The sequence below is a fragment of the uncultured Caldilinea sp. genome (assembly GCF_937128415.1).
In the GTDB taxonomy this organism is placed as follows: Bacteria; Chloroflexota; Anaerolineae; order Caldilineales; family Caldilineaceae; genus Caldilinea.
In genome coordinates this window covers 43,822-68,580 of sequence record NZ_CAKZMJ010000027.1, presented here as the reverse complement: position 1 = coordinate 68,580, position 24,759 = coordinate 43,822, and the positions used below count along the sequence as shown (strand labels likewise).

Here is a 24,759-nt window from a genome sequence, read left to right as displayed (position 1 = left end):
CCTCTCCCAAGGCTGGGAGAGGGGGAGAAGGGTGCACCGTAGGGGCGGCTCGCAGCCGCCCGTCCTCGACAGTCACGCAAGGTTGGGTGGAATCAAGACAGCGCAGCTACGAGCTGCGCCTACAATAAAACCGGTGTATTGTGTGTGAAGAACAGGAGGGCGGAGCCGAGCCTCCAACCATGAGCATTTTGTGGAAGCTGAGCAGGGCGGCGGCGCTGACGTTGGCTCTGATTGCGTTCAGCGCCGGCCACCGCACGCTTGCAGAAACGTCGGCCATTCCCAATCGAGACGCCTCTGTTGCGGCGGCGAAGGTCTCTCCGACCCACATCGAAGTGACCGCCGACGCCTTCGGCCTCCCTTTGGCCGAGGACGAGATCGCCCGACAATACGACAAACCAAGCGTTCTGCTCCGGGAGGGGGATCGAATCGAATTCCTGGCGACCCTTCCCGCCGACGGCGTATACACGATCGCCTTTGATGTGGCGGCGGATAGTGCGTCGGTGGGCGCGCCGGAGGGAGCGCTGCGCATCGACGGGGAACTGCCTGTCGATGATCTGCGTCGCGTCGTCTTTCCGGTCTTCTATCGCAACACCGCCGATGACTTCCCGAAGGATCGCTACGGCAACGACGCCCTGATCCGCCAGGAGCGCATGGTGCATTGGACAAAGGCGCCGGCGCGCGACGTCAATTTCAGCCAGCCTTATCCCCTGCGCATTGCGTTGCGCGCAGGCGAACATCGCTTTGACTTCACCCTGCATCAAGGGACGGTGCACCTGGGCAGCATTTACATCGAAGAATTTACGCCTTATCTCCCCTATCCGGAATATCGAGCGATGCAGCCTGATCGGGTCGTCTCCGACTTTATGCTCACGCTCGAGGCGGAGTTCCCCTCCTATAAGAATGACACGTCGGTGCGGCCTTCGGCCAGCCGCAGCCTGACGGTGACGCCCTACGACACCTATCGGCTGTTGCTCAACACGCTGGGCGGCGAAAGCTGGATCAAAAGCGGCAGCGCCGTCTTTTATGTCTTCGAGGTTCCGGAGGACGGCCTGTACTCCATCACCCTGCGTGCGTTGCAGGATACGCGCAGCAACTTCACCGTCTTTCGCCGCTTCACCATCAACGGGGAGACGCCCTTCGTCGAGCTGAACGCCTTCCCCTTCGCCTATACGACGGATTGGGTGGACGTGCCGCTGGGCGAGGGGACGCCTTTCCAAATTTTTCTGCACAAGGGCCGCAACGTGCTGGGCGTCGAGGCGACGAATTCACCTTATCTGCCTGCGATTCAAACCGTCCAGAAGGCGCTGCTCGACATCAACGAACTGGCGCTGGAGATCCGCAAGCTGACCGGCAATCAGCGCAATCCGTTCAAGGAGTGGGTTGTCTCCGACTATATTCCGGATATTCGCGATCGGCTCACCGCCATCGCCGAAAGCCTCCGCGCCGATCAAGAGACGTTGGTCGCCATCCTGCGGAGCGACTCTTCGCCGGAAATTCTCACCTATCAAATGGCGATCGACAATCTGCTCTTCCTCGCCGAAGAGCCGGACCGCATTCCCACGCACATGGGGCGGTTCTCCGAAGGGCCTGGATCGGCGGCGCAGTTGTTGGGTTCGCTGCTACCCATGTTGCAAGAGCAGCCGCTGGCGCTCGACAAAATTTACATTCACTCGCCCGATGTGACGCCTGTCACTCCGTCGGCGCCTTTCGGCCTGGCGTTTACGGAAGGGCTGAAGCGATTTTTCCATTCATTCCAACCGGACCCGTACGAATCCATCGGCGCGGGTGAGGACGAGCTGGAGGTGTGGGTCAACCGCCCGCGGCAGTATGTGGACCTTTTGCAGCTGATGGCGGATGAGTCCTTCACCCCACGCACCGGCATTCGCGTCAAGTTTTCGATCATGCCTGACGAGTCGAAGCTGGTGCTGGCGAACGCCGCCGGCATCCAGCCTGATGTGGCGCTGGGCATCAGCACGCACATCCCTTACGACCTGGCCGTGCGCAACGCCCTGTACGACCTGCGCTCCTTCGACGATTTCGATTCGTTCATCCGCATCTACTCGCCCGGCTCGCTCCTCAGCTACATTATCGATGATTCGGTTTACGCAATCCCGGAGACGCAGGATTTTTGGATCACCTTCTATCGTAAGGACATCCTGGATGCGTTCGGGCTGCCTGTGCCGCGCACTTGGGATGAAGTCATCGAGATTCTGCCGGAGCTGCAACGCTACGGCATGAACTACAGCTCACCGCTTTCGGGCGACGCCGGCATACGCTGGTACTTTGTCACGGCGCCCTATCTCTTCAACTTCGGCGCCAAACTCTACAGCGACGACGGTTTCGCCTCCGGCCTGGGAAGCGAAGAGGCGCTCGCCGCCGTCAAGTTCATGGCGGAGAGCTTCACCATCTACGGCATGCCGCTGACGACCGCCAGTTTCTATGAGAGCTTCCGCTACGGACTGCTCCCGATCGGCGTTTCCAACATCGAGACCTACGTCAAGCTGATGACGGCGGCGCCGGAGCTGGAGGGGCTGTGGGGCGTCGACCTCTACCCGGCGACGGTGCTGCCGGATGGAACGCAGAATCGCTACGCCACCGGCTCGGCGCAGGCGAGCATCATGTTCAAAAACACCGACAAGGCGCAGGAGGGCTGGGAATTTCTCAAATGGTGGATGTCCACCGAGACGCAGATCGACTTTCAGGAGCGGCTGTTGTTGAACTACGGCAGGGAGTATCTGTGGAACTCCGCCAATCTGGAAGCTTTCGCTGCGCTGCCGATTCCGCAGGAGCATCGCCGCGTGATCCTGGAGCAGTGGCAGTGGCTGCAGGAGCCGGTGCGTCTTCCCGGCTCCTACATGCAGGAGCGCGAGCTGGGCAACGCATGGAATCGCATCGTCTTCGACGGCGTCAACCCGCGCGTGGCCATCGACCGCGCCATTTTGGTCACCAACCGGGAAATCACGCGCAAGATGGAGGAGTTCGGGTATCTCAGAAATGGGGTGCGGGTGCGCACGCCCAAGATTCCGACGATCGAAACCGTGAAAGGATGGATGAACGATGCGTCGTGAAGGCTCTTTGCAACGCTGGTGGACGCGGGAAGGCAGTGCATATGCGTTCCTTGCCATGTATGCGCTTCTCTTCCTGACCTTTATTGCAGTGCCGGTCTTTGCAGCGATTGCGCTCTCCTTCACTTTCTTCGACGCCATCCAGCCGCCCTATTTCATCGGCCTGCGCAATTACATCACGCTGTTGACGCAGGACGACATCTTTATGCGCTACGTGCTGCCCAACACGGTGCAGTTCGCCGTGATCGTGGGGCCGGGCGGCTATGCGCTGGCCTTTTTGCTGGCGTGGATGCTGGCGCATCTGCCCAAGGGGCCGCGCACGATCTTTGCGCTGATCCTGTACTCGCCTTCGATGACGGCCGGGGTGGCGATGGTCGTGGTGTGGCGCACACTCTTCAGCGGCGACCAGATCGGTTATCTGAACAGCTTGCTGCTCAATTGGGGGCTGATCCAGGAGCCGATCCAGTGGCTTTACGCACCGCAATACCTGATGAGCATCATGATTTTGGTCACCCTGTGGAGCAGCATGGGGATTGGATTTTTAGCCATGCTCGCCGGCATCCTGGACATCAGCCCGGACCTGTACGAAGCCGCCGCCCTCGATGGCATGAGCAGCATCTGGCAGGAGATCTTCTATATCACGATCCCGTCGATGAAGCCGCAGATGCTCTTCGGCGCGGTGATGGCGATCGTCGGCGCGTTTCAGGCCGGGGCCATCGGCGTCATGCTGTCCGGCAGCAACCCGACCCCGCGCTACGCCGGCCAGCTGATCGTCAACCACATCGAGGACTATGGCTTTTTCCGTTACGAGATGGGCTACGCCGCCGCCGTCTCGGTGGTTTTGTTGTTGATGGTGCTCTTCTTTACGAGAATCTTCAACCGTCTCTTCGCCACTGCAGAGTGAGGAGGATATGAGAAAGCGAAACTGGTTCAGCCGCTACGCCGGAGTGCGCAACCGGGGCATCAACCCCGATGGCTTTCATGTCAGCCAGATCAAGTTCTACCTGATCCTGCTGCCGCTTTCGGTTTTCATGGTGCTGCCAATCCTCTTCATCTTTTCCAGCGCCTTCAAGCCGCCGGATGAGTTGTACGCCTATCCGCCGCGCTTTTTTGTGATCAACCCAACCATGAAGAATTTCAACGACCTCTTCTCCAGGATGTCCGGCTCCAACATGCCGGTCAGCCGCTACCTGTTCAACAGCGTCATGGTGACGCTCGTGGCGGTGGCGGCGTCGGTGGTCATCTCCAGCACGGCGGCCTATGCGCTTTCCAAGAAGCGCTTCCGGCTCAAACAGGCGCTTTTCACCATCAACACGGTGGCCCTGATGTTCGTGCCGATCGCGGTGACCATCCCTCGCTTTCTGGTCATTCACCGCCTCGGCCTGCTCGACACCTTCTGGGCGCACGTTTTGCCGGTGCTGGCGCTGCCGGTGGGCGTCTTTTTGCTCAAGCAGTTTATGGACACCATCCCCAACGAGATGTTGGAGGCGGCGCAGATGGACGGCGCCTCAGATCTGGCGATCTACTGGAACATCGTGATGCCGATGATCCGACCTGCGCTCGCCACGATCGCCATCCTCACCTTCCAGGCGGCGTGGAACAACGTCGAGACCTCGTCGCTCTACATTCATGGCGAAAACCTGCGCACTTTCGCCTTCTACCTCAGCACCTTGACCACCACCGCCACCGGCGCCAACGCCGTCGCCGGCCAGGGCATCGCAGCCGCTGCGGCGCTGATCATGTTTCTGCCCAACCTGATCATTTTCATCATCTTGCAAAGTCAGGTGATGAGCACGATGTCTCATTCCGGCCTGAAATGAAAAGATCCCTTTTGCTGCTGACCCTGATCCTATCGCTGCTTCTCCTGTCGCTTGCGGGGATGCTTTCCGGCGCAGCCAGCGCGCTTTCCCCCTACACGACATGGACGATGGGGCCAGGCGGGCGCTTATTTTTGACGCAAGACGCCTACATCCCGATCGACGAGATCGACCTGCCGCTTTCCGGGCCGGATGAACTCTTTTTTGCGCCGGACGGGTTTCTCTATGTGGCGGACACCGGCAACGGGCGCATCGTCAAACTGGATCAAGACTTTGAGATCGTCGCAGAGTTCGGCAAGGGCGTTCTCGAGGCGCCGACCGGCTTGTTCATCGATGAGGATGGCGTCTTCTACATCGCCGACGCCCGCAAAAACACCATCGTGATCCTGGACGGCGAAGGCGGCCTGATCAACGAGTTCGGCCGGCCCTCCGAGCCGCTCTTTGGCCGTCGCCGCGAGTTTCTGCCCCGCAAAATCGTCGTCGACGCGCGCAAGAACCTCTACATCGTCAGCGAAGGCTCGGTGGACGGCCTGGTGATGATGAACACCAACGGCAATTTCATCGGCTATTTCGGCGCCAATATGGCCGAGATGTCGTTCAGGATGATTTTGCAGCGCATGTTTCTGACCAGGGAGCAGCTGGAGCAGCTGGTTCGCAACGAGGCCGCCTCCCCTTCCAACGTCGCCATCGACGAGCGTTCGCTCATCTACACCGTCACGGCCGGCACGGCCAGGGACAGGAGCATCCGCAAATTCACGATCGTCGGCCAGAACCTGTTCGACGACGTCTACGGCTCGAGCACCTTCCGCGACCTGCACGTCAGCAGCGCCGACGGTCTGCTGACGGCGGTGGACGCAAACGGCAAAATTTACGAGTATGACCTCAACGGCTCGCTGCTCTTCGTCTTCGGCGCGCCGGACAGGGGGGAGCAACGCCTGGGCATGCTGGCCAATCCTTCGGCGATCGAACGCATCGGCGACAAGCTCTACGTGCTCGACAAGGACAAAAGCGCCATCGTGGTCTACCGGGCCACCGATTTTGCGAGCCGCGTGCATGAGGGCGTTCGGCTCTACATGGAGGGCCTCTACGAGGAGGCGCAGCCCTATTTCGAGGAGGTGTTGACCTACAACGGCCTCTTTATCCTCGCCTATCAGGCCATCGCCGACGCCCATTTCAAAAGGGGCGCGTACGCGCAGGCGCTCGAATACTACCGCTACGCCGAGGACCGCAACGGCTATTCGGAAGCCTTCTGGGAGCTACGCAACATCGTCTTGCAGCGCCATCTCGGCAACGGGCTTGTCGCGCTCTTCGGCCTCTGGGTGGCCGGCAGCGTCTTCACGCGCCTGGAGCGCGGTCGCGGCTGGCTGGAGCCGCTGCGTCATCGGCTGCACGCCCTGCGCCGGGTGCGGCTGATGGATGATTTCGTCTTTCTGTTTCGCTTCATCCGCCATCCCGCCGACAGCTTTTACTATATCAAGGTCAACGAGCGCGGCAGCCTGTTCTTTGCTTTTCTGCTGTACGGCTGGGTGGTGTTCGCCCGCATTGCATCGCTCTACCTGACCGGCTTTATCTTCAGCCCCTACGCCAGCCCGACGCAGATTCGCGTGCTGACCGAATTCATCTACGCCGTCCTGCCGCTTGCGCTCTGGAACGCCGCCAATTATCTGGTCTCCACCATCAGCGACGGCGAGGGGCGGCTGCGCGACGTGATCATCGGCACGGCGTACAGCCTGTTCCCGTATGCGCTCTTCGCCCTGCCGATTGCGCTGCTTTCCAACCTGTTGACGCTGAACGAGATTTTCATTTACACCTTTTCGACCCAGTTGATGTGGTTTTGGGTCGGTGTGATGCTCTTCATCATGGTGAAGGAGGTTCACAACTACTCGGTTTCAGAGACGATCAAGAACATCCTGACCACGCTCTTCACGATGGCGATGTTCTTGTTGACCGGCTATATCCTGTATGTGCTGTTCAACCAGCTTTATGAATTCGTGCATGCGATCGTGCAGGAGGTGGGCCTGCGTGTGTAAGATTCGGCTCATTGCATTTGGGTTGGTGTGGCTGGCGCTCATCGCTATGCATGGCAGGGCGACAGCAGCTCCATCTACACAGATAGAAGAGATTCCCGTCTCGTACCGAGCGGTGGCGGAGAACGAGCAGTTTCGCCTGTTTGTAGACTTCGACTCGCTGGCGTTCAAACTGCTGGACAAACGCAGCGGCTACGTGTGGCATTCGGGGCTGGACGAGCTGCAGGAGGGCGACCGGCTCAACCGCGCCTGGCAGGCCTTTGCGCGCAGCGGCGTGAGCATCGAATATCTCGACGCACGCGCGATCAACCGTCGCGTCTCCCTTACGAACTCGGAACATGCGCTGGAAGTGACGCCCATCGATGGCGGCGTTGCGGCGGATGTGACGTTTCTGGAGTTCGGGATTTCGCTGCGCCTCCTCCTGCAGCTGGAGGCGGAAGGCGTGCGCGTGGAGGTCCCGTCAAACTCCATCCGCGAGGAGAAGCCGGAGTTCAAGCTGGGGCTGCTCTATCTCTATCCCTTCCTGGGCGCCACGCGCGGGAGCGAAACGCCCGGCTATATGCTGCTGCCAGACGGCGTCGGCAGCCTGATTCGCTTCGCCGACGCCACCAAAGCTCGCAATATGTTCTACGGTCGCTATTATGGACCCGACCTGGGCATGATCGCAGTGGCGCCGTTCGACCCGGAGCTCAGGCGTCCGTATCCGATCGCCTACCCGGTCTTCGGCATGGTGCACGGCGAAGGACAAAACGCCTTTCTTTCAATCGTGGAGCAGGGGGCGGCTTACGGGGAGATTCAGGCGCACCCCGCCGGCATTCTGACCAATTTCAACTTTATCTACAACGCCTTCATCTACAACGAAAGCTACTATCAAGCGACGAACCGGGCCGGCGCCGGCGTGACCGTCGTGCAGCGCCGGACGAACGAGTTCAATGTCGTCGTGCACTTCCGCTTTCTGACCGGCGAGGCGGCGGACTACGTGGGCATGGCGCGCAGCTATCAGCGCTATCTGGTCGAAAAGGGGCTGCTGCGCAAGGTTCCGGTCGCGAACCCCAATATCGGCGTTCGCCTGGAGTTTCTCGGCGGGGACAAGGAGCAGATCTTGCTCTGGAGTCGCTTCGCGCCGATGACCACTTTGGCGGAGATGGAGGAAATTCTCGCCGCGTTAGACGTTGCAAATCCGGAGGTCGTCTATTACGGCTGGCAGCCGCTCGGCGCGTCGAGCATGCCGCCGACGACGCTGCGGCTGGAGCGTGCGCTGGGCAGCGTCGCCGAGTTGACTGCGCTGGCGGAGCGGATCGCAGCGGCGGGCGGACATTTTTCGCTTTATCTGGACCCTCAGGGGGCTCTGCGCGAGGAGGCCGGCTATTCCCCGCGCAACGACTTAGCCATTGCGATCACCAACGTCAGCCTGACCGGCTACAACCGCAACCACGTGGTCTTCTATTTCACCTTCGAGGCGTTGCGCCGTCGCTTTGCATCGATGCAGAATGCGCTCGCCGCCCATCCATCGATCGGGCTGGCGCTCGATCAGATCGGCTGGATGCTCTACAGCGATTTTCGCAGCGGTCGCGCGTTGAACCGCGTGCAGGCCGCCGAAGCGTATCGCGCGCTGTTGGCCGATTCGCCGGTGCGGCTTGTTCTCTACCGTCCCAACGATTATCTGTTCAGCGCGGCGGAGGCGTACTTCGAGATGCCGCTGGGGGACAACGGCTATGTGTACACCTCCGAGACGGTTCCTTTCCTGCCCATCGTGCTGGCGGGGCATCTTCCCTACTACGGCGAGGCGCTCAACTTTTCGGCGAACTTGCAGGAGGACCTGCTGCGGCACGTCGATTATGGCGTCTATCCCTCCTATTTTTTGACGCAGCGGCCCACCGCCGCCATGCTCAACACCCGCTCCAACTGGATCTTCACCTCCTCCTACGCCCAGTGGGGCGAGCATATCCGGGAGACGTATCGCTGGATGAATGCGCTGTTGGGGCCGGTGCGCGGACAGGAGATCGTCGCCCGTCGTCAACTGGCGCAGGGCGTCTTCGCCACGACGTACGCCAACGGCAAGCAGATCGTTGTGAACTACACCGACCGTCCCTTCGCCTACCAAGGCGTCACCGTTGAGGCCAGAAATGCGTTCTTGTTGGAGAGTGCGCCATGACCGTTCGTCCGCTTCCTCGCCGGTTGCTCAGCCTGCGCACGCGCGAGGCGTTGCACGGCTACGCGTTCATTGCGCTTTGGGTGATCGGTTTTGTGTTGTTTACGTTGGCCCCGCTGCTTCAGACCTTCAATTACAGCCTGAATCGAGTGGTGGTGACCGTCACCGGCGTGAATCTCACCTATGTGGGCTGGGCGAATTACACGCGCGCGCTTGCCACCGACCCGGCGTTTGGCGAGCTGTTGATCGGGTACGCCATCGAGACGCTGGTCGCCGTGCCCATCGTGTTGATCTTCTCCATGATCATCGCGCTCTTTCTGAACCTGCGCTTCCGCCTTAAAGGAGTGTTCCGCACGATTTTCTTCCTGCCGGTCGTGATCACAAGCGGGCCGGTGATCCGGGAGCTCACGGAGCAGGGTGCGGCGACTGCGCCGGGCATCGCCGACGCGCCAGCGGTGGCGGAGTTTCTGGCGCAATTGCCGAGCGCACTGCGCAACCCGGTGGAGTATCTGCTGGTCTCGTTCATCCTCATCCTGTGGTTCTCCGGCGTGCAGATTCTCATCTACCTGGCAAGTCTGCAAAAGGTGGATCAGGGCATCTACGAGGCGGCGGCGATCGACGGCGCCTCGGCGTGGGAGATTTTCTGGAAGATCACGCTGCCCACGCTCACCACGGCGACGGTGGTCAACGCCGTCTACACCATCGTCACACTGTCGCACTTTTCGGAGAACAAGGTCGTCCGCTACATCTACGGTCAGACTTACGCGCTGCAAGGCGGCATCGGCTACGCCAGCGCCATGTCGTTCCTCTATTTCGCCGTGATGGCCGTCCTGCTGCTGATCGTCTATCTCTTTCTGACCCGACTGCTGGGCAAGGAGGCGCGCTGAGATGCAAGTCTTTCATTCTCACACCGTTGATCGGGTGCGAAGCCTGCTCTTCGGCGGCCGCACGCGCTATGGGCTGATCTTCACCACCGTGCTTTATGCGCTGTTGATCGCCATCGGCTTCGTGTACCTCTATCCGCTGCTTTTCATGTTCATCACGAGCATGAAGAGCCCCACCGACTTGCTCAACCCGTTGGTGCAGTGGGTTCCGACGGAGCTCTACACCGGCAACTATGTCAAGGCGTTCCGCGTGTTGAATTACCCCAACGCGCTGGTGGCCTCGATCTTGCTCAGCGTGGCGCCTTCGCTGTTGCAGACCTTCGTGGCTGCGCTGATCGGCTACGGGCTGGCGCGTTATCGCTTCTGGGGCAGGCGGCTGGTGTTGCTGCTCATTCTGGCCACCTTCATTATTCCGCCGCAGAACACCGTCATCCCTCAGATGTTGACCTACCGCGACCTGGGGCTGCTGGGCAGCCCGCTGGCGCTGATTTTGCCCGCTGCGTTCGGGCAGGGCTATCGCAGCGCCATCTTCATCCTGGTCTTTTACCAGACGTTTCTCTCCCTCCCCAAAGTGTTGGAGGAGGCGGCGCGCATCGACGGCGCTTCAGATCTGCGCATCTTCCTGACCATCGCCGTTCCTTCAGCGTTGCCGGCGTTCATCGTCTCTTTCATCTTCTCGGTGGTCTGGTACTGGAACGAGACCTTCTTGACCTCGATCTTCCTGGAAGGCGGGGTGCAGACGTTGCCGATGCAGCTCTCCCGCTTTGTGCAGGCCTATGAAAATCTCTACCCGCCGGGCGCAGTCAACATCTTCGACCGCATCAACGAGGCGGTGAAGATGAGCGGCACCTTTCTCAACATTCTGCCGCTGCTCGTGATGTATTTCGTTCTGCAAAAGTGGTTCGTCGAGTCGGTGGAAAGGACGGGGATCGCCGGTGAGTAGACTTGCTGCTGTTTTAGGGATTGCTGCATTTTTGTTGGTCAGTTGCACGGCCATTCCAGGCCCGTCAACGCCTTCGCCCCTTTTTGAATCTCCAACGCCGATCATCCCGGAGGAGACGCAAACTATGTCTGCACCATCCGCTGCTGTGGAGACCGCCGCCGTCCAGGAGGTCATCGAATACGAGATGAAAGGCGCCTTCGACTTTTTCTGGGAGCAGGCGAACACCGACCCCGCCAGCCCGGGCTATGGCCTGGTGCGCGACCGCTATCCCGGCTCGCCCGGCATTGCGAGCATCGCCGCCGTCGGTTTTGCGCTCACCGCCTACCCGATCGGCGTGGAAAAGGGCTACATCAGCCATGCGCAGGGAATGGAGCGGGCGAGCCGGACGCTCGACACACTGTTGGGCATGGAGCGCGTCGAGGGTTTTTTCTACCACTTCGTGGACATGCAGAGCGGCAGGCGCGCCTGGAACAGCGAGGTCTCCACCATCGACACCGCCATCTTGCTGATGGGCGCGCTGACGGCGGGCGAGTATTTTGGCGGCGAAGTGCAGGCCAAGGCAGAGCAACTTTATCGTGACGTGAACTGGCCCTGGTTCGTCGACGAAGCCCGCAAGATGTTCTACATGGCCTATCGACCGGAGAAGGGCTTTGAAGGACACTGGGACTTCTACGCCGAGCAATTGATGCTGTACGTGCTGGCCGCCGGCTCGCCCACGCACCCGACCGACGACTCGCTCTACTATGGCTTCCGCCGTCATCTTGGCCGCTACGGCGAAGGCGAGCCTTTCATCCACTCCTGGTTCGGCTCTCTCTTCACCTATCAATACAGCCACGCATGGATCGATTTTCGCGGCTACGTGGATCGCGAAGGCGTGGACTGGTGGGAAAACTCGGTGCGGGCGACGAGAGCGCACTATGACTTCGCCGTCGATATGCAGGCGCAGTTCAAGACGCTCGGCCCCCGCTCGTGGGGACTGAGCGCCTCGGATGGCCCAGATGGCTACAACGGACTGTACGGCGCGCCGCCCTCCGGCTTCGACAATCGCGCGCATCGGGTGGATGACACGGTTCCGCCCTACGCGGCCATCGGCTCCATTCTGTTTCTGCCGGAGGAGGCGATGGCCGCCATGCTGCACTATTTCACAATTGAGGAGCTGAAGGGTCGGTATGGGTTTGTCTCCGCCTATAATTTGAGTCGCAACTGGTTTTCCAGGGACGTCATCGGCATCGATAAAGGCATTTCGCTCTTGATGCTGGCGAACTACGAGAACGATGGGGTCCACCGAATCACCATGAACCATCCGACCATTCTGACCGGTCTGGAGCGCCTTCAGATCGTTCACAGAGAGAACAACTGAGGATTCTGAGCAATGACCACCATTCGAGACGTCGCAAAGCGCGCCAAAGTGAGCGTCACCACCGCCTCCTACGCGCTCAACGGCGTCGGCTCGATCAGCGACGCCACGCGCGCGCGTGTGCTCAGGGCGGCGGAGGAGCTGAACTATCATCCCAACGCCTTCGCCAGGCACCTGAAAAAGGTCAAGACGCAGACGATCGGCGTCTTCATCACCAGCTTCGGCGGCGCATTTTGGGATGAGATTCTGGAAGGCATCCATGAGGTGACGCTGACCACCGAGTACGACCTTGTGGTCTGCCCGCGCAGCCGTTCAGAGCGGCGCATCTTGATGTATCGACAGGTGGACGGCGCCATTGTTTTCGACTCCGAGATCTCGGATGAAAGCGTGCTGAAGCTGGCCTCGCGGCGCTTCCCGATCGTGGTGATGGATCGGCTTCTGCAGGCCGATTTCGTGGCGCCGGTTTTGTTGGACAACGCCCAGGGCGTGCGCGAGGCGTTCCATCATTTCTACGAGCAAGGGCTGCGCAAAATGGCCTTCGTGTCCGGCGACCTGAACTCCTTCGACAATACGGAGCGCATGCAGACCTTTCTGGAGGAGGCGAGAGGGCGCGGCGTGGAGCCAGCGCTTCATTACGGCGCGTTCACCGAAATTTCCGGATACAATGCGGCCAGACGCATCATTCAATCGGGCGACCTGCCGGAAGCGGTCTTTTGCGCCAATGATCAGATGGCCATCGGCTTTTTGCGCGCCATGCAGGAGCATGGGCTGAAAGCGCCGGAGGACATCGCCGTCGTCGGCTTCGACGACATTTTGCTTTCCCGTTGCGTGCAGCCGACGCTCTCGACCGTGGGCGCTCCCCGGCAGACGTGGGGCGCAGCGGCGATCCGACAACTGATCGAGTTTCTGGAGCACGAAGCGCCCCTGCATCTGCAGCGCATCCCCACGCGCCTGCTGCCGAGACAGTCGAGTGCACTGGAGCGCAAGGCGTAGTTGTTGCGTGTTGCGTGTTGCGTGGTGCGTCACGAAACACGAAACACGCACCACGCACCACAAGGACAAACACCATGACGCCCTACACAGACTTCCGCGTGCAAGGAGGACAGTTCTGGCTCGACGGCGCTCCCGCTTTCATCCATGCGGGCGAGCTGCACTATTTTCGCATCCCCGCCGAGCAGTGGGAGCATCGGCTCGGGCTGCTGCAAGAGGCGGGCTTCAACGCCGTCGCCACGTACATCCCCTGGCTCTGGCATCAGCCGGAGGAGCGCATGCTCGATCTCGACGGCCACACTCACCCCTTGCGCAACCTCGTCGGTTTCCTCGATCTGGCGGCGGAGATGGGCTTTCTGATCATCGCCCGCCCTGGTCCGTACATCATGGCCGAGACGATCAACGAGGGCATTCCGCCCTGGGTCTTCGAGCGCTATCCTCAGGTTGTTTTGGTGGACCAGCACGGGCAGCCCCAGCCGATCGCCAGTTATCTCCATCCCGACTTTCTCCGCTGCGTCGAGCAGTGGTATGGGGCGGTCTTTGCTGCGCTTGCGCCGCGACAGATCACGCGCGGCGGCGCCGTCATCCTGGTGCAGCTCGACAACGAGATGGGGATGCTGCACTGGGTGAGGAATCTGATCGACGTCAACCCCGATACGCTGAATCGCTTTGCGAATCATCTGCGAGGCCGTTATGGAGACCATCTGTTTGGTCGCTATCCTGTGCGCGATCTGGTGGGCTTCCTGGAGGCGCAGCTCACGCAGCCGGCGCCGCCCTTCGGCGCGCGCGTGCTTGCCGACTATCGCCGTTTCTATCGGAGCTATCTGCGCGAATATGCGGAGTGGCTTTGGCGCACGGCGCGCGCGTTCGGCATGGAAGTCCCGCCGGTGCTCAACATTCACGGCTTCGGCCGCGGCGGCAAGACCTTTCCCATCGGCCTGTCGCAGCTTGTGGAGGCCATGCGCAGCGAAGGCATGGTGAGCGCCACCGACGTCTATCCGCTCTTTATCGGCGAGGGCAACTTCCACGAGCTGCTGTTGGTCAACGAGATGACGAAGGCGCTGCAAAATCCCGAACAACCGCTCTTCTCCATCGAGTTTCAGGCGGGCGGCGCGCAGGACTTCAGCGGCGCGCAGACGTCGCTCTATGAACTGCATGCGCTGCTTTCCATCGCCTGCGGCATGCGCGGGATCAACCACTATCTTTTCTTCGACGGCGAAAACCATCCCCTGCTCAGCCCGGTGAAACGTCACGACTGGGGGCATCCGGTGCGCAAAGACGGCTCCACCCGACGCCATTACGCAACTTACCCTCGGTTGTCCCGGATGCTGGCGACCTACGGGGAGGCGTTGGCGCTGAGCCGCCCCAAAACCGTCGCCACGGTCGGTTTCTTGCTCGATTTCTTCATGACGGAGGTCAACAACGCCTGCACGCAGGAAACGACGAATGTCCTCACCCACCAGCGCGAGACGATCCTCTTCGACTTCATTGCGCGCGGGCTGGCCCTGACCCATCGCCCCTTCGACGCCGTCGAGTTGCGCCTGGCCGAACTCTCGGTCGCCAAACATCCGGTGCTGTGGGCGATGATGGAGCGACCGTGCGACGCTGCCATCCAGCAAAAGCTGCTCGATTACGTCCGTGCGGGCGGCAGGTTGATCCTGGTCGGCCGTCTGTGCGTGGAGGATGAAGAAGGCCGTCCGTGCACGTTGTTGAAGGATGCGCTGGGCGTCGAACGCATCCAGGGCGGTCGTCCATTTGTCCAGACCGAAATCCACGCCTTCGAGCAGCGAGACATTCCGGCCTCTTTCGTCGAAACGTACGCCGGAGCCTTTGCGGAGGTCTTCGCCGTCGACGGCGAAGGCGGCGTCGTCGGCTTTGTGCAGCCTATCGGTGAAGGCCTGGCGATGATACTCGGCGCCGCCTTTGCGGCCAACACCCTGGAGGACCTGGCCGTCTTTCATCAGATGGCGAACCGCATGGGCTGCGCGCCGCTTTTTGAATTGAGCGAGTGGGCGGACGTGCATCTCTGCGAGGGGGATCGGGGGAGCTTTCTGTTCATCAACAACTACCGCGAAGAGCCGTTGGAGACCACCGTGACCTGTGCAGGCGCGCCACTGTTCGAGGGGCAACCTGTTCGTCTGCCGCCGCGACGGGGCGCAGTCCTGCCCCTCTGATTTACTGGAATTGTTGATTTACTGGCATTCTTTGAGATGATCGAACTGATTGGGCTACCTTATGTCGTTACTCGTTCATAAGCAGCGGAAATTCCTCTCAGCGCAAACCGAGGCTCAGATTGAACGCTGGGCTGTTCGGTTCATGGCCATTTCGACAGCCGCCATGGGCGTCATCAACCTTTTGTCGGCTGTGATGCCCGCCCTTGCCGATCGCCTCATCCTTCTCAGCAAAATCCTGCCGATGGAAGTTCGCTATGGCAGCCGTTTGGCTTCCGCCCTGGCCGGTTTTGCTTTGCTGGTGCTCGCTTTTGGCCTAGGGCGGCGCAAGCGCGCCGCCTGGATGTTGACGGGGATCGCCCTGGTCGTCTCCATCCTGACTCATCTGCTGAAAGGGCTGGATGTGGAGGAGGCCGCAGTTGCGGGCGGATTGCTTCTCTTGCTCATCCTTTTGCGGAACAGCTTTCATGCGCACAGCGATCCTCCATCCTGGAGGCAAGGACTTTGGGTTTTGGCCGGCTCGTTCTTGTTCACGCTCGCCTATGGCACGATCGGTTTTTATTTACTCGACAGGCATTTTCACGTTGACTTTAGTTTGCCGGCCGCCCTGCATCAGACAATCATGATGTTTGCAGCGTTCGACAACAGCGGATTAGAGCCGCTGACAGGGTACGGCAGATACTTTGCCTTTTCGATCTATGGCATTGCGTTGGCGACCTTTCTTTATGCGTTGAGAATGCTGCTGCGTCCGGTGCTGGTGCGCGAGCCGGCCACAGCGGCGGAGCGTCAACGGGCTGCGGCTATTGTGCAAAATTATGGACGGACTGCTCTGGCGCGGGCAGCATTGTTCGAAGACAAATCCTATTTCTTTACGTCCGGCGGCTCCGTGGTCGCCTATGCTGCGCGCGGGCGAGGCGCGATGGCCTTGGGCGATCCGATCGGTCCAAAGGAGGATGCCGCGGCGGCGATCGTCGCCTTCCGAGACTTTTGCCGGAGAAATGACTGGACGCCGGCGTTCCTCGAGATTCTGCCGGATTCTCTGGACGCCTATCATCAGGCGGGTTTCCAGACCTTCTGCATAGGCCATGAGGCTATTGTGGCGCTGGAAAGTTACACCTTACAGGGCAGTGAAAACAAGAATGTCCGCAATGCTGTCAACAAGATGATTCGATCCGGGTATCGTTTTCAGGTGCATCTTCCTCCCGTCCCCGATCACCTTCTGCACGCCTTGCGTTGGATCAGCGACGCCTGGTTGACAGCTCAACACGGGAGTGAGATGCGCTTTTCTCTTGGTTGGTTTGACGAAGATTACCTCCGCAACGGTCCGGTGGCGGTCGTTTATGGGCCTGACGATCAACCGGTGGCGTTCGCCAATCTGGTGTCAGAGTACCAAAAGAACGAAATCACTATCGACCTGATGCGTCGCTATCCCAAAGCGGCGTCAGGGGTGATGGAGCTTCTGTTTGCTTCCATGTTGCAGTGGGCCAAGGAGCAAGGCTATGCAACCTTCAGCCTTGGCTTGAGCGGGTTGGCCGGGGTTGGAGAAAGGCCCACCGACCCGCAGACTGAGAAGGTTTTGAAAGCAATTGGGGAATCCCTGAACCGTTTCTATCATTTCAAGGGGCTGCACGAATTCAAGGAGAAGTTTCATCCACGCTGGGAGCCGCGTTATCTGGCTTACCTGGGGGTGGCCGACCTGCCTCAGGTGATGATCACGCTCGTGCGCGTCCATTCAGGAGACGATTTTTGGTGGAGATATCTTGCTGGGCGGTGAGACGGCGTTTTCTTGTCGATTTCGTATCATGCGTTCAGCGCATTGATTCTGCCATGCTTCGTTGAGGTCGGCTATGCTGATGCGCACGCTCGATTATGATTCCACCTGTTGTTGACCGGCGGGAATCCTCAGAACGATAAGCGGATATCCAAAACCGGGTGTACTCCCCAACGTATAAGGCTACTGGCCTGCTCCACAGTTCAGTGTGAACTACTGAAAGCCGTATTCCTCAAAAAAATCAACAAAGCGCCTGCGAAACCTGTTGACATCGCTCCGGTTGCATGATATTCTCTTTTGCAACTGGTATAGACCTCTATACCAAAAAATTCTCCAATTCCCATGACAAAGGAAACATGATCGATAAAAGCAGCCCTGTTCCGCTTTATTACCAGATTGCCGAACATTTCAGAGAGCAAATTGCCTCCGGAGAGCTGGCCAGTGGGTCTCGCTTACCGGGGGAGCGCGAGCTGAGCGAGCAGTTGGGCGTGAGCCGCATGACCGTGCGCCAGGCGCTCAACTATTTGCAGCGCAATGGATTGATCGAAGTGCGCAAGGGCGTCGGCGCCTTCGTCGCCCAACCCAAACAGACCTACGATGCGCTCCATCTGCTTGGATTTTCAGAGGAGATCGGTCGCCGCGGCGACCAGGTGGAGTCCATCGTGCTGGAGCAGGCGATCGTGGAGCCGCCGCCTCGCGTGGCCCAGCGTCTGGCCTTAGAGGAAGGCGGCAGAACCGTGAAGCTCTCGCGTCTGCGCAAGGTGAATCAGGAGCCGATGTTGCTGGAGACAAGCTATATTCCGGCGGCGCTCTGCCCTGGTCTGGAGCAGGTCGATCTGGCCGCCAATTCACTGTACAAAGTGCTGGAGAGTCGGTACGGCTTGCGATTGGAGCGCGCCCAGCAAACGATGGAGTGCGCTGCAGCGACTCCATACGAGCAGTCGCTGTTTGGTCTGCATTCCGGGGCCGGGGTGTTGTTGCTTGAAGGCGTCGTCTACGCAGAACGGGACCTGCCGATCGAATACTTCAAAGCGATCTACCGGGGAGATCGCTGTAAATTCCAACTGGAAAGCTGGCGCGATGGCGAGGTCAGGACAGGGGGCGTGCAGCGGATGAGCGTTGTTGTGGCGTAGATGGCGGTCATCTTGCCGCTCTATTCCCCAGCATATAGTTCCGGCGCATCTAGACAGATGACAGACAAAGGACAGACAAAGGATGAGGAGAGTTTTATGACGACACCTGTTCGAATCGGCGTCGTGGGATGCGGCAGCGTCATGCTCCATGCGTACTCTCGACAGATCAATCAGCTCAAGATGCGCGGTTGGGTGGAGACGGTGGTGGCGTGCGACGTCAAAGAGGAGCGCAGACCTATCGTCACCGGGCCGGAGTATGGCTATCAACGTTTCACCACCGATTTCGAGGACGTCGTGACCGCCAGCGACGTCGATCTGGTGTTGGTGACCACTTCAATGCGCGAGCATGGCATGGTGGCGCGCGCGGCGCTCGAGGCGGGAAAGCATGTGCTGGTGGAAAAACCGATGGCGCACACGTTGGACGCCGCGGCGGCATTGGTGGAGCTGTCCCGTAAGAGCAGGGGCTATCTGGTGCCGGCGCCGCACGTATTGCTCAGCCCCACCTATCAAAAAATGTGGCGGCATATCCACAACGGCGACATCGGGACGCCCTACCTGGCGCGCGCCTTCTATGGATGGGCCGGCCCGACCTGGAGCAAGTGGTTCTACGAGCCGGGCGGCGGCGCAATGTTCGATTTGGGCATCTATAACCTGACCAGCCTGACCGGCTTTCTCGGTCCCGCCAGGCGCGTCTCCGGGTTCATCGGCACCGCCATCAAACAGCGAATCGCCGAAGGAGAGATGATCGAAGTGCAGGCCGATGACAACGTGCAGCTCTGCGTCGAGTTCGCCAACAACTGCTATGCGGTGGTGACGACCGGTTTCACGATCCAGCGTTACCGCACTCCCGCCATTGAAATCTACGGCAGCCAGGGCACGATCCAGATGCTGGGCGACGACTGGGACCCAGACGGCTATGAGCTTTGGCGCAACGACGTCGGCGCCTGGATGGTCTATCCCGAAAGCGATCCGAACTGGCCCTGGACCGATGGCATCAATCATCTGGTGCATTGCATCCGCAACGGCGAAAAGCCAATCCACGATCCGGAGCACGCCTATCACGTAATCGAGATCATCGAAAAGGCGCGCATCGTCGGCAAAACAGGCCTGGCGCAGACGATCGAAAGCACGTTTACGCCGCCCACCTTTGCGACGGCGAAGGAAGAAGAAGCTCCTCACCTGAAACATGATCGCACGAATTGACGATAGCTTATGACCTATAAACCATCGCCTCGACCAAACTTCAATGGGCCAACTGCGTTGCGTTATGAAACCGCGGCGCGCCATCTATGGGGAGATGCTGAATCCGGCCAGGTTGCCGATTGGATCTACGTATCCAGTTCAAAGATTCACCAACTTGTGTGGGGGCTGCCGCCCGGCGGCGCCTTTCGCCACTCCAATGAGTACCGCACGATCTTTGGTGCAGACGTGGTCTATTACGTGCTAAGCGGAACGATGGTGATCGCCAATCCAGAGACGGGGGAAGTGCATCGGGTGGGGCCTGGCGAAGCGGCCTTCTTTCGTAAAGACACCTGGCACCATGTGTTTAATTACAGCGCGGAGATGCTGCGGGTGCTTGAATTCTTTGCGCCGCCTCCCTCGCAGGGGGCATCTGGCGCCTATGCCCGCTCCAAATCGCTGCTTACTGAAAACAAATATAGCCTCGATTGCGCCTTGGGTCGCTGGCCGATGGAGCGCGCCACAATTGAAAGCGGCTTCACCATCACGGTAATTCGAGAAAGCGATCTGTTATGGCGGCTCGAGGGAAGTCGAGATGAAGTGTTGGTGGGGGTGCTCTGCTCAACCGAACACCTGCTGGTGGGCAAGTTGTTTTTGCCGCCCGGACGCAAAAGCGATGTGCTCAGCCATCCTGGCGACAAGAGCCTCTACGTGCTGCGCGGCGCACTGCACATCTATTGCCCGGAGCAGAGCGAAGGGTTGGCCTGGTTCGAGCTGCGCCCACAGGATGGCTTCTTTGCGCCCGCCGGAACGCCTCACCGGTTTCACAACATGACGGATCAGCCGGTGGAGCTGCTTTTCGGCGTCGCGCCGGATTATCGATGACAGACGTTTCGTCATTCGTGGCGCTGTCAAGGCATAAAGGCTGTTCTGGATTCGGCGGCGATTGTGCATCTATCGTAGGTGACCGCCTCTGGCGGTGACATGGCTCCTGCGTCAGAAAGGGTTGTCTCTGAAGATGAGCTGGGACGAGGTCGCCATCGGCCTCGATGTCGGCGGCACCAAGATTGCAGCGGGATTGATAGACCGCCATGGAAAGGTGCTCATGCGTCGAACCGTTCCAACCGACGCAGCGCAAGGAGGCATGGCGGTGTTAGAAAAATCGCTCGGCCTGGCGCAAGCTCTGCGTGCATCCGCTGAGGCTGAAGGCTACAAGGTTGCAGGCGTCGGCGTGAGCGTATGCGAGCTGGTCGATCTGCAAGGCGTCGTCACCAGCGAGTACACACTTCAGTGGCGGAAGATTCCGGTGCAGACGATTTTCAGCGAGCTGGTTGCGCCCGCCGTGGTCGTTGCGGATGTGCGCGCCCATGCTTTCGCCGAGGCAAGGTTTGGCGCCGGACGCAAACTGGCCAGCTTCGTCTTCGTCAATGTTGGGACCGGGATCAGCAGTTGCTTCGTCCTGGAGGGGCGACCGTATGCCGGCGCGCGTGGCAACGCCCTGGTGTTGGCGACCATGCCGCTCGTCGTGTTCGATGAGCAAGAACGCAAATTTGAGTTCGCGCTCGAAGCTTTTGCTTCAGGGCTTGGCCTGATCGAACGTTACCGTCGTCACAAAGCCGGCGTCGCCCGAGTTGAAGAGATTGTCGCCGATGCGGCGCAGGGCAACAAGGTTGCAGACTCCATCTTGCGCAGCGGCGGCGAAGCATTGGGCGGCGCCGTCGCCTGGTTGGTGAATGTCCTCGATCCAGAGGCTGTAATTGTGGGCGGTGGCCTGGGGCTAGCCGACGGCCTTTACTGGGAGAGCCTCGTCGCCGCTGCTCGGACGCACATCTTCGCCGACGCCAGCCGAACGCTGCCGATCCTGCACGCTGCGTGCGGCGCCGACGCTGGCGTCATCGGGGCGGGGGCGTCTATTTTCGCCGGGTGAGTTTCTGTATGTCCTGAAGATCGAACGTAAAGTCTGCTCGGTGCGTGTTCAAACAACCAAGGAGGAGCTGTATGGAAACCGATGTCAAACGCAACTTGATCAGCCGCCGCCATTTCTTGCGCCTCACGGGCATGGCGGCGGGCGTCGCAGCGCTGGCTGCCTGCGCGCCTTCTGCGCCTTCCGCTCAAACAGGGCCGCCAGCCAGTGCGGACGGCCAGGTCACGATCTCCTGGTGGAATGGATTTAGCACGCCCACCGTCCAGGAGATTGCACCGCAAATTGTCGGCGAGTTCGAGAGGATGCATCCCAACATCAAGATCGATTATGAGATCAGCGGCGGGCCGCCGGGCGGTGGCAACCTGACCGAAGTGATGCTCTCGCGCATTGCAGCCGGCAATCCTCCCGACACCATCACGCTCTGGGACGCCCCGTCGCAATATGGGGCGCTGGGCGCATTGACCGCCATCGATGAGTTTATGGCGCAGGCCACCTACGCCACGCCGGACGCATTCTACGAGAATGTGCTGAACACCTGTAAATGGCAAGGACGGACGTATGGGCTGCCGGCTTCGGCGGCGGCGGCGGCCATGTTCTTCAATACGGACCTGTTCGCCGAAAAGGGCATCGCCATGACGCGCGAGACGTTTCCAACCACCTGGGACGAGCTGCGCGCGTTGTCTGACGAATTCACCGTCCTGGAGAACGGCGAAGTGAAACAGGCTGGCTTTATGCCGCCATGGAGCGCCACCTGGCTCTATCCGGTGTGGAGCGTGCTCAACGGCGGTTTGATCTTTGACGCCGCCAACACCCTGTACACCGTAAACAGCCCCGAAAACATCGCGTGGATTGAATATTGGGCGAACTGGCTCGATGAGGCGTATGGAGGAAATTTCGAGCGCATCAATATTGCCGGAAACTGGGGCTCTGCTTACCCTGATCAGAACTCGGCTTTCTACAATCAGCTCTCCTCCATGTTTGTGGATGGCGGCTGGATCATGACGGACATCGATTTCCCGTTCGAATGGGAAGTCGCCAAGCTGCCCTATGGGCCGATGGGGACAAAGACGGCTTCGGGCTATTGGCCCAACTGGTTCGCTATGCCGAAAGGTGGCCTGCATCCCACCGAATCGTTCCTCTTTATCGAGTACTTCTGCACCAAAGGGTGGGAAACCTGGTACAGGGCGATTCCGGATACGCCGGCCTGGAAAGGGGCCTCGCGCGACGTCGTCACACAGGCGCTGATCGACAAAGTGGGCGAGGAGCGTGCGCTGGAGCTGCATCGCTTTTTCCTGGATTACCTGGAAGATTCTGCGCCAATGTGGGACTCGCCGGTCAATGCCTTTGCCATGGATACGCTGCAGACGGCGATTGAATCGGTGCTGGGCAAGGTCAAAAGTGCGCGGGCTGCGATGGACGAAGCGCAGGCGCTGATCCAGGCAAAACTGGAGGAGACGCTGCGCGCAGGGTAATGGTTGCGGATAGGTGCGTCTTCCTGGAAGCCGCCAGCTTCCAGGAAGACATGAGCATAGGAGGAGGCGTCGATGTCCCGCAAGACTCGCGATAATCTGCGCGCCTATTTATTCGTATCGCCATGGCTGATCTCGCTGTTGGTCTTCACCGCTTACCCGATGCTGGCCTCGTTCTATTTCTCTATGACGCGCTATACAATTGTGAGGCCGCCGGTTTGGATTGGGTTGGAGAACTTTCGGGTGATGTTCACCAAGGACGATCTATTCTGGGTGGCGGTTTGGAACACGCTCTATTACACGGTCGTTTCTGTGCCTCTCCAGATGCTCGTGGCGCTGTTCTTGGCCACTTTGCTCAATCTGAGCACACGCGGGATCGGCTTCTATCGCACCGCCTTTTATCTCCCCGCATTGGTGCCGGCGGTTGTGACGACGCTGCTCTGGATGTTGATTTTGGACCCGCGCGCAGGGTTAGCCAACGCGGCGCTGGAGGCTGTGGGTCTGCCGAAACTCGGCTGGATGTACAGCGTCGCCTGGTCGAAGCCGTCGTTGATCATCATCGCGCTGTGGACAGGGGTCGGGCAGCCGATGTTAATTTTCCTGGCAGGCTTGAAGAATGTGCCGCAGTCTTTGCTCGAAGCCGCCATTATCGACGGCACCAATGCCTGGCAACGATATTGGCGCGTCATCATTCCCTTGCTTACGCCGACGATTTTTTTCAATCTGCTGATCACCCTGATCGCCTCCTTTCAAGTCTTCACCACCGCCTTCGTTGCGACGGCTTCCGCCAGCGGCGCCAGCCCGGCCGGTCCGCTTAACTCGATGCTGGTCTACATGGTGCATCTCTATCGGCAAGGGTTCAGCTACTTTGCGATGGGATATGCTTCGGCGATGGCGGTCGTGCTTTTTTTGGTGTTGGTGGTGTTGACGCTGATCCTGGTTCGCTCCTCCAGGGAATGGGTGCATTATGAGGGCGCTTCGCCGCGCTGATCGAGAGGAAGGGATGACCGGCGTCTATAAGGGACAGAGATCAAACGCAATGAAAGTGCAGAAGCTGCTGGGCCAAGGGGTTGTCCATGGGCTGTTGTTCTCCATCTCCCTCCTGTTCTTGATTCCTCTGTGGTGGCTCTTCGTCACCTCGATCAAGCCGCTCGATCAAATTCTTACGATTCCGCCGATCTGGTGGCCGCAGCCGCCGCAATGGGAGAACTATGTTGCAGCCTTGACTTCGCCGGCCTTTCCTTTTTGGAGATTGATGGGGAACACGCTTTTCTATTGCGTCACCTCTACGATTGGCACGGTCGTTTCATCGGCGGTGGTGGCCTATGCATTTGCGCGGATGCGCTTCACGGGTCGAGATTTGCTTTTCGGCATTACGCTGGCGACGCTGCTTTTGCCGGGGGTCGTCACGCTGATCCCCACCTACGTGCTGTTTCAACGCATGGGATTGGTCGGCACCTACGCGCCGTTGATCATTCCCTACTTTTTTGGAAGCGCCTTCAACATCTTTCTGCTGCGCCAGTTTATGCTCACGATCCCTGTTGAGTTGAGCGATGCTGCTTACGTCGATGGCGCGGGCGATTTTCTGATTCTGTGGCGGATCATGGTTCCGTTGGTGAAGCCGGCTTTGATCGTGGTGGCGATCTTCAATTTCATCTACGCATGGAACGATTTTTTGGGGCCGTTGCTCTACCTGGACGATTCGAGCCGCTACCCCTTGTCCATCGGCCTCTATGCGTTTCGCACACGTTTTGCCCTCCAGTGGAACCTCATCACTGCGGCTGCGCTGGCGATCACGATTCCGCTCATTGCGGCCTTTTTTGTCCTGCAGCGTTATTTTATCGAGGGTGTGACCCTGACCGGCCTGAAGGGATGAT

Annotated in this window: 18 protein-coding genes; all 18 read left to right on the top strand. The window is 59.7% G+C overall.

The genetic code is table 11. From position 1 onward, the window contains the following. Positions 1 to 179: 179 nt before the first annotated feature. The 18 genes from Q0367_RS04240 to Q0367_RS04155 all read left to right on the top strand — a co-directional run bounded on the left by Q0367_RS04240 (position 180) and on the right by Q0367_RS04155 (position 24,758). The gene (locus tag Q0367_RS04240) at positions 180 to 3,068 is read left to right on the top strand and encodes an extracellular solute-binding protein (RefSeq protein WP_297632108.1); all 2,889 of its coding nucleotides are present in this window, start codon (positions 180 to 182) and stop codon (positions 3,066 to 3,068) included. After that, positions 3,058 to 3,969, top strand: coding sequence for a carbohydrate ABC transporter permease (locus Q0367_RS04235; protein WP_297632105.1), 912 nt, complete (start codon positions 3,058 to 3,060; stop codon positions 3,967 to 3,969). The genes Q0367_RS04240 and Q0367_RS04235 overlap by 11 nt, the downstream gene beginning before the upstream one ends. A 7-nt stretch (positions 3,970 to 3,976) precedes the next feature. Next, a complete protein-coding gene (locus tag Q0367_RS04230; RefSeq protein WP_297632102.1) occupies positions 3,977 to 4,885 on the top strand; it encodes a carbohydrate ABC transporter permease in 909 nt (302 codons plus the stop codon). 11 nt (positions 4,886 to 4,896) lie between these two features. After that, positions 4,897 to 6,912 carry a YIP1 family protein gene (locus Q0367_RS04225; RefSeq protein ID WP_298981073.1) on the top strand — a complete coding sequence of 672 codons (2,016 nt, stop codon included), beginning with the start codon at positions 4,897 to 4,899 and terminating at the stop codon, positions 6,910 to 6,912. Next, positions 6,905 to 9,064, top strand: coding sequence for a DUF5696 domain-containing protein (locus Q0367_RS04220; protein WP_298981071.1), 2,160 nt, complete (start codon positions 6,905 to 6,907; stop codon positions 9,062 to 9,064). The genes Q0367_RS04225 and Q0367_RS04220 overlap by 8 nt, the downstream gene beginning before the upstream one ends. Then, on the top strand, positions 9,061 to 9,948 hold the full coding sequence (locus tag Q0367_RS04215) for a carbohydrate ABC transporter permease (protein WP_297632094.1): 888 nt from the start codon (positions 9,061 to 9,063) through the stop codon (positions 9,946 to 9,948). The genes Q0367_RS04220 and Q0367_RS04215 overlap by 4 nt, the downstream gene beginning before the upstream one ends. Position 9,949: 1 nt before the next feature. Next, entirely contained in the window at positions 9,950 to 10,888 is a 939-nt protein-coding gene (locus Q0367_RS04210) for a carbohydrate ABC transporter permease (RefSeq protein WP_297632091.1), read from the top strand. Positions 10,889 to 11,012: 124 nt separating this feature from the next. Further along, positions 11,013 to 12,248, top strand: a complete 1,236-nt coding sequence (locus Q0367_RS04205) for a glucoamylase family protein (protein ID WP_297632088.1) — start codon at positions 11,013 to 11,015, stop codon at positions 12,246 to 12,248. 12 nt (positions 12,249 to 12,260) lie between these two features. Continuing rightward, a complete protein-coding gene (locus tag Q0367_RS04200; RefSeq protein ID WP_298981068.1) occupies positions 12,261 to 13,238 on the top strand; it encodes a LacI family DNA-binding transcriptional regulator in 978 nt (325 codons plus the stop codon). Between the two features lie 74 nt (positions 13,239 to 13,312). Continuing rightward, complete coding sequence (locus Q0367_RS04195) at positions 13,313 to 15,409, top strand: beta-galactosidase (RefSeq protein WP_298981066.1); 2,097 nt, start codon at positions 13,313 to 13,315, stop codon at positions 15,407 to 15,409. Positions 15,410 to 15,458: 49 nt separating this feature from the next. Continuing rightward, entirely contained in the window at positions 15,459 to 17,180 is a 1,722-nt protein-coding gene (locus Q0367_RS04190) for a phosphatidylglycerol lysyltransferase domain-containing protein (RefSeq protein WP_298981064.1), read from the top strand. A 353-nt stretch (positions 17,181 to 17,533) separates the two neighbouring features. Continuing rightward, positions 17,534 to 18,310, top strand: a complete 777-nt coding sequence (locus Q0367_RS04185) for a GntR family transcriptional regulator (RefSeq protein WP_298981062.1) — start codon at positions 17,534 to 17,536, stop codon at positions 18,308 to 18,310. A gap of 96 nt (positions 18,311 to 18,406) precedes the next feature. Continuing rightward, positions 18,407 to 19,513 (top strand): Gfo/Idh/MocA family protein, encoded by a 1,107-nt coding sequence (locus Q0367_RS04180; protein ID WP_298981060.1) that lies wholly within the window; start codon positions 18,407 to 18,409, stop codon positions 19,511 to 19,513. A 9-nt stretch (positions 19,514 to 19,522) separates the two neighbouring features. Continuing rightward, complete coding sequence (locus Q0367_RS04175; protein ID WP_298981058.1) at positions 19,523 to 20,374, top strand: cupin domain-containing protein; 852 nt, start codon at positions 19,523 to 19,525, stop codon at positions 20,372 to 20,374. Between the two features lie 133 nt (positions 20,375 to 20,507). Beyond that, positions 20,508 to 21,416: an ROK family protein gene (locus tag Q0367_RS04170; RefSeq protein WP_298981056.1), complete on the top strand. Its 909-nt coding sequence runs from the start codon at positions 20,508 to 20,510 to the stop codon at positions 21,414 to 21,416. Positions 21,417 to 21,487: 71 nt separating this feature from the next. Beyond that, positions 21,488 to 22,885 carry an ABC transporter substrate-binding protein gene (locus Q0367_RS04165; protein ID WP_298981054.1) on the top strand — a complete coding sequence of 466 codons (1,398 nt, stop codon included), beginning with the start codon at positions 21,488 to 21,490 and terminating at the stop codon, positions 22,883 to 22,885. 72 nt (positions 22,886 to 22,957) lie between these two features. Then, the gene (locus Q0367_RS04160; RefSeq protein ID WP_298981052.1) at positions 22,958 to 23,872 is read left to right on the top strand and encodes a carbohydrate ABC transporter permease; all 915 of its coding nucleotides are present in this window, start codon (positions 22,958 to 22,960) and stop codon (positions 23,870 to 23,872) included. 49 nt (positions 23,873 to 23,921) lie between these two features. After that, positions 23,922 to 24,758, top strand: coding sequence for a carbohydrate ABC transporter permease (locus Q0367_RS04155; RefSeq protein WP_298981050.1), 837 nt, complete (start codon positions 23,922 to 23,924; stop codon positions 24,756 to 24,758). Position 24,759 lies beyond the last annotated feature (1 nt).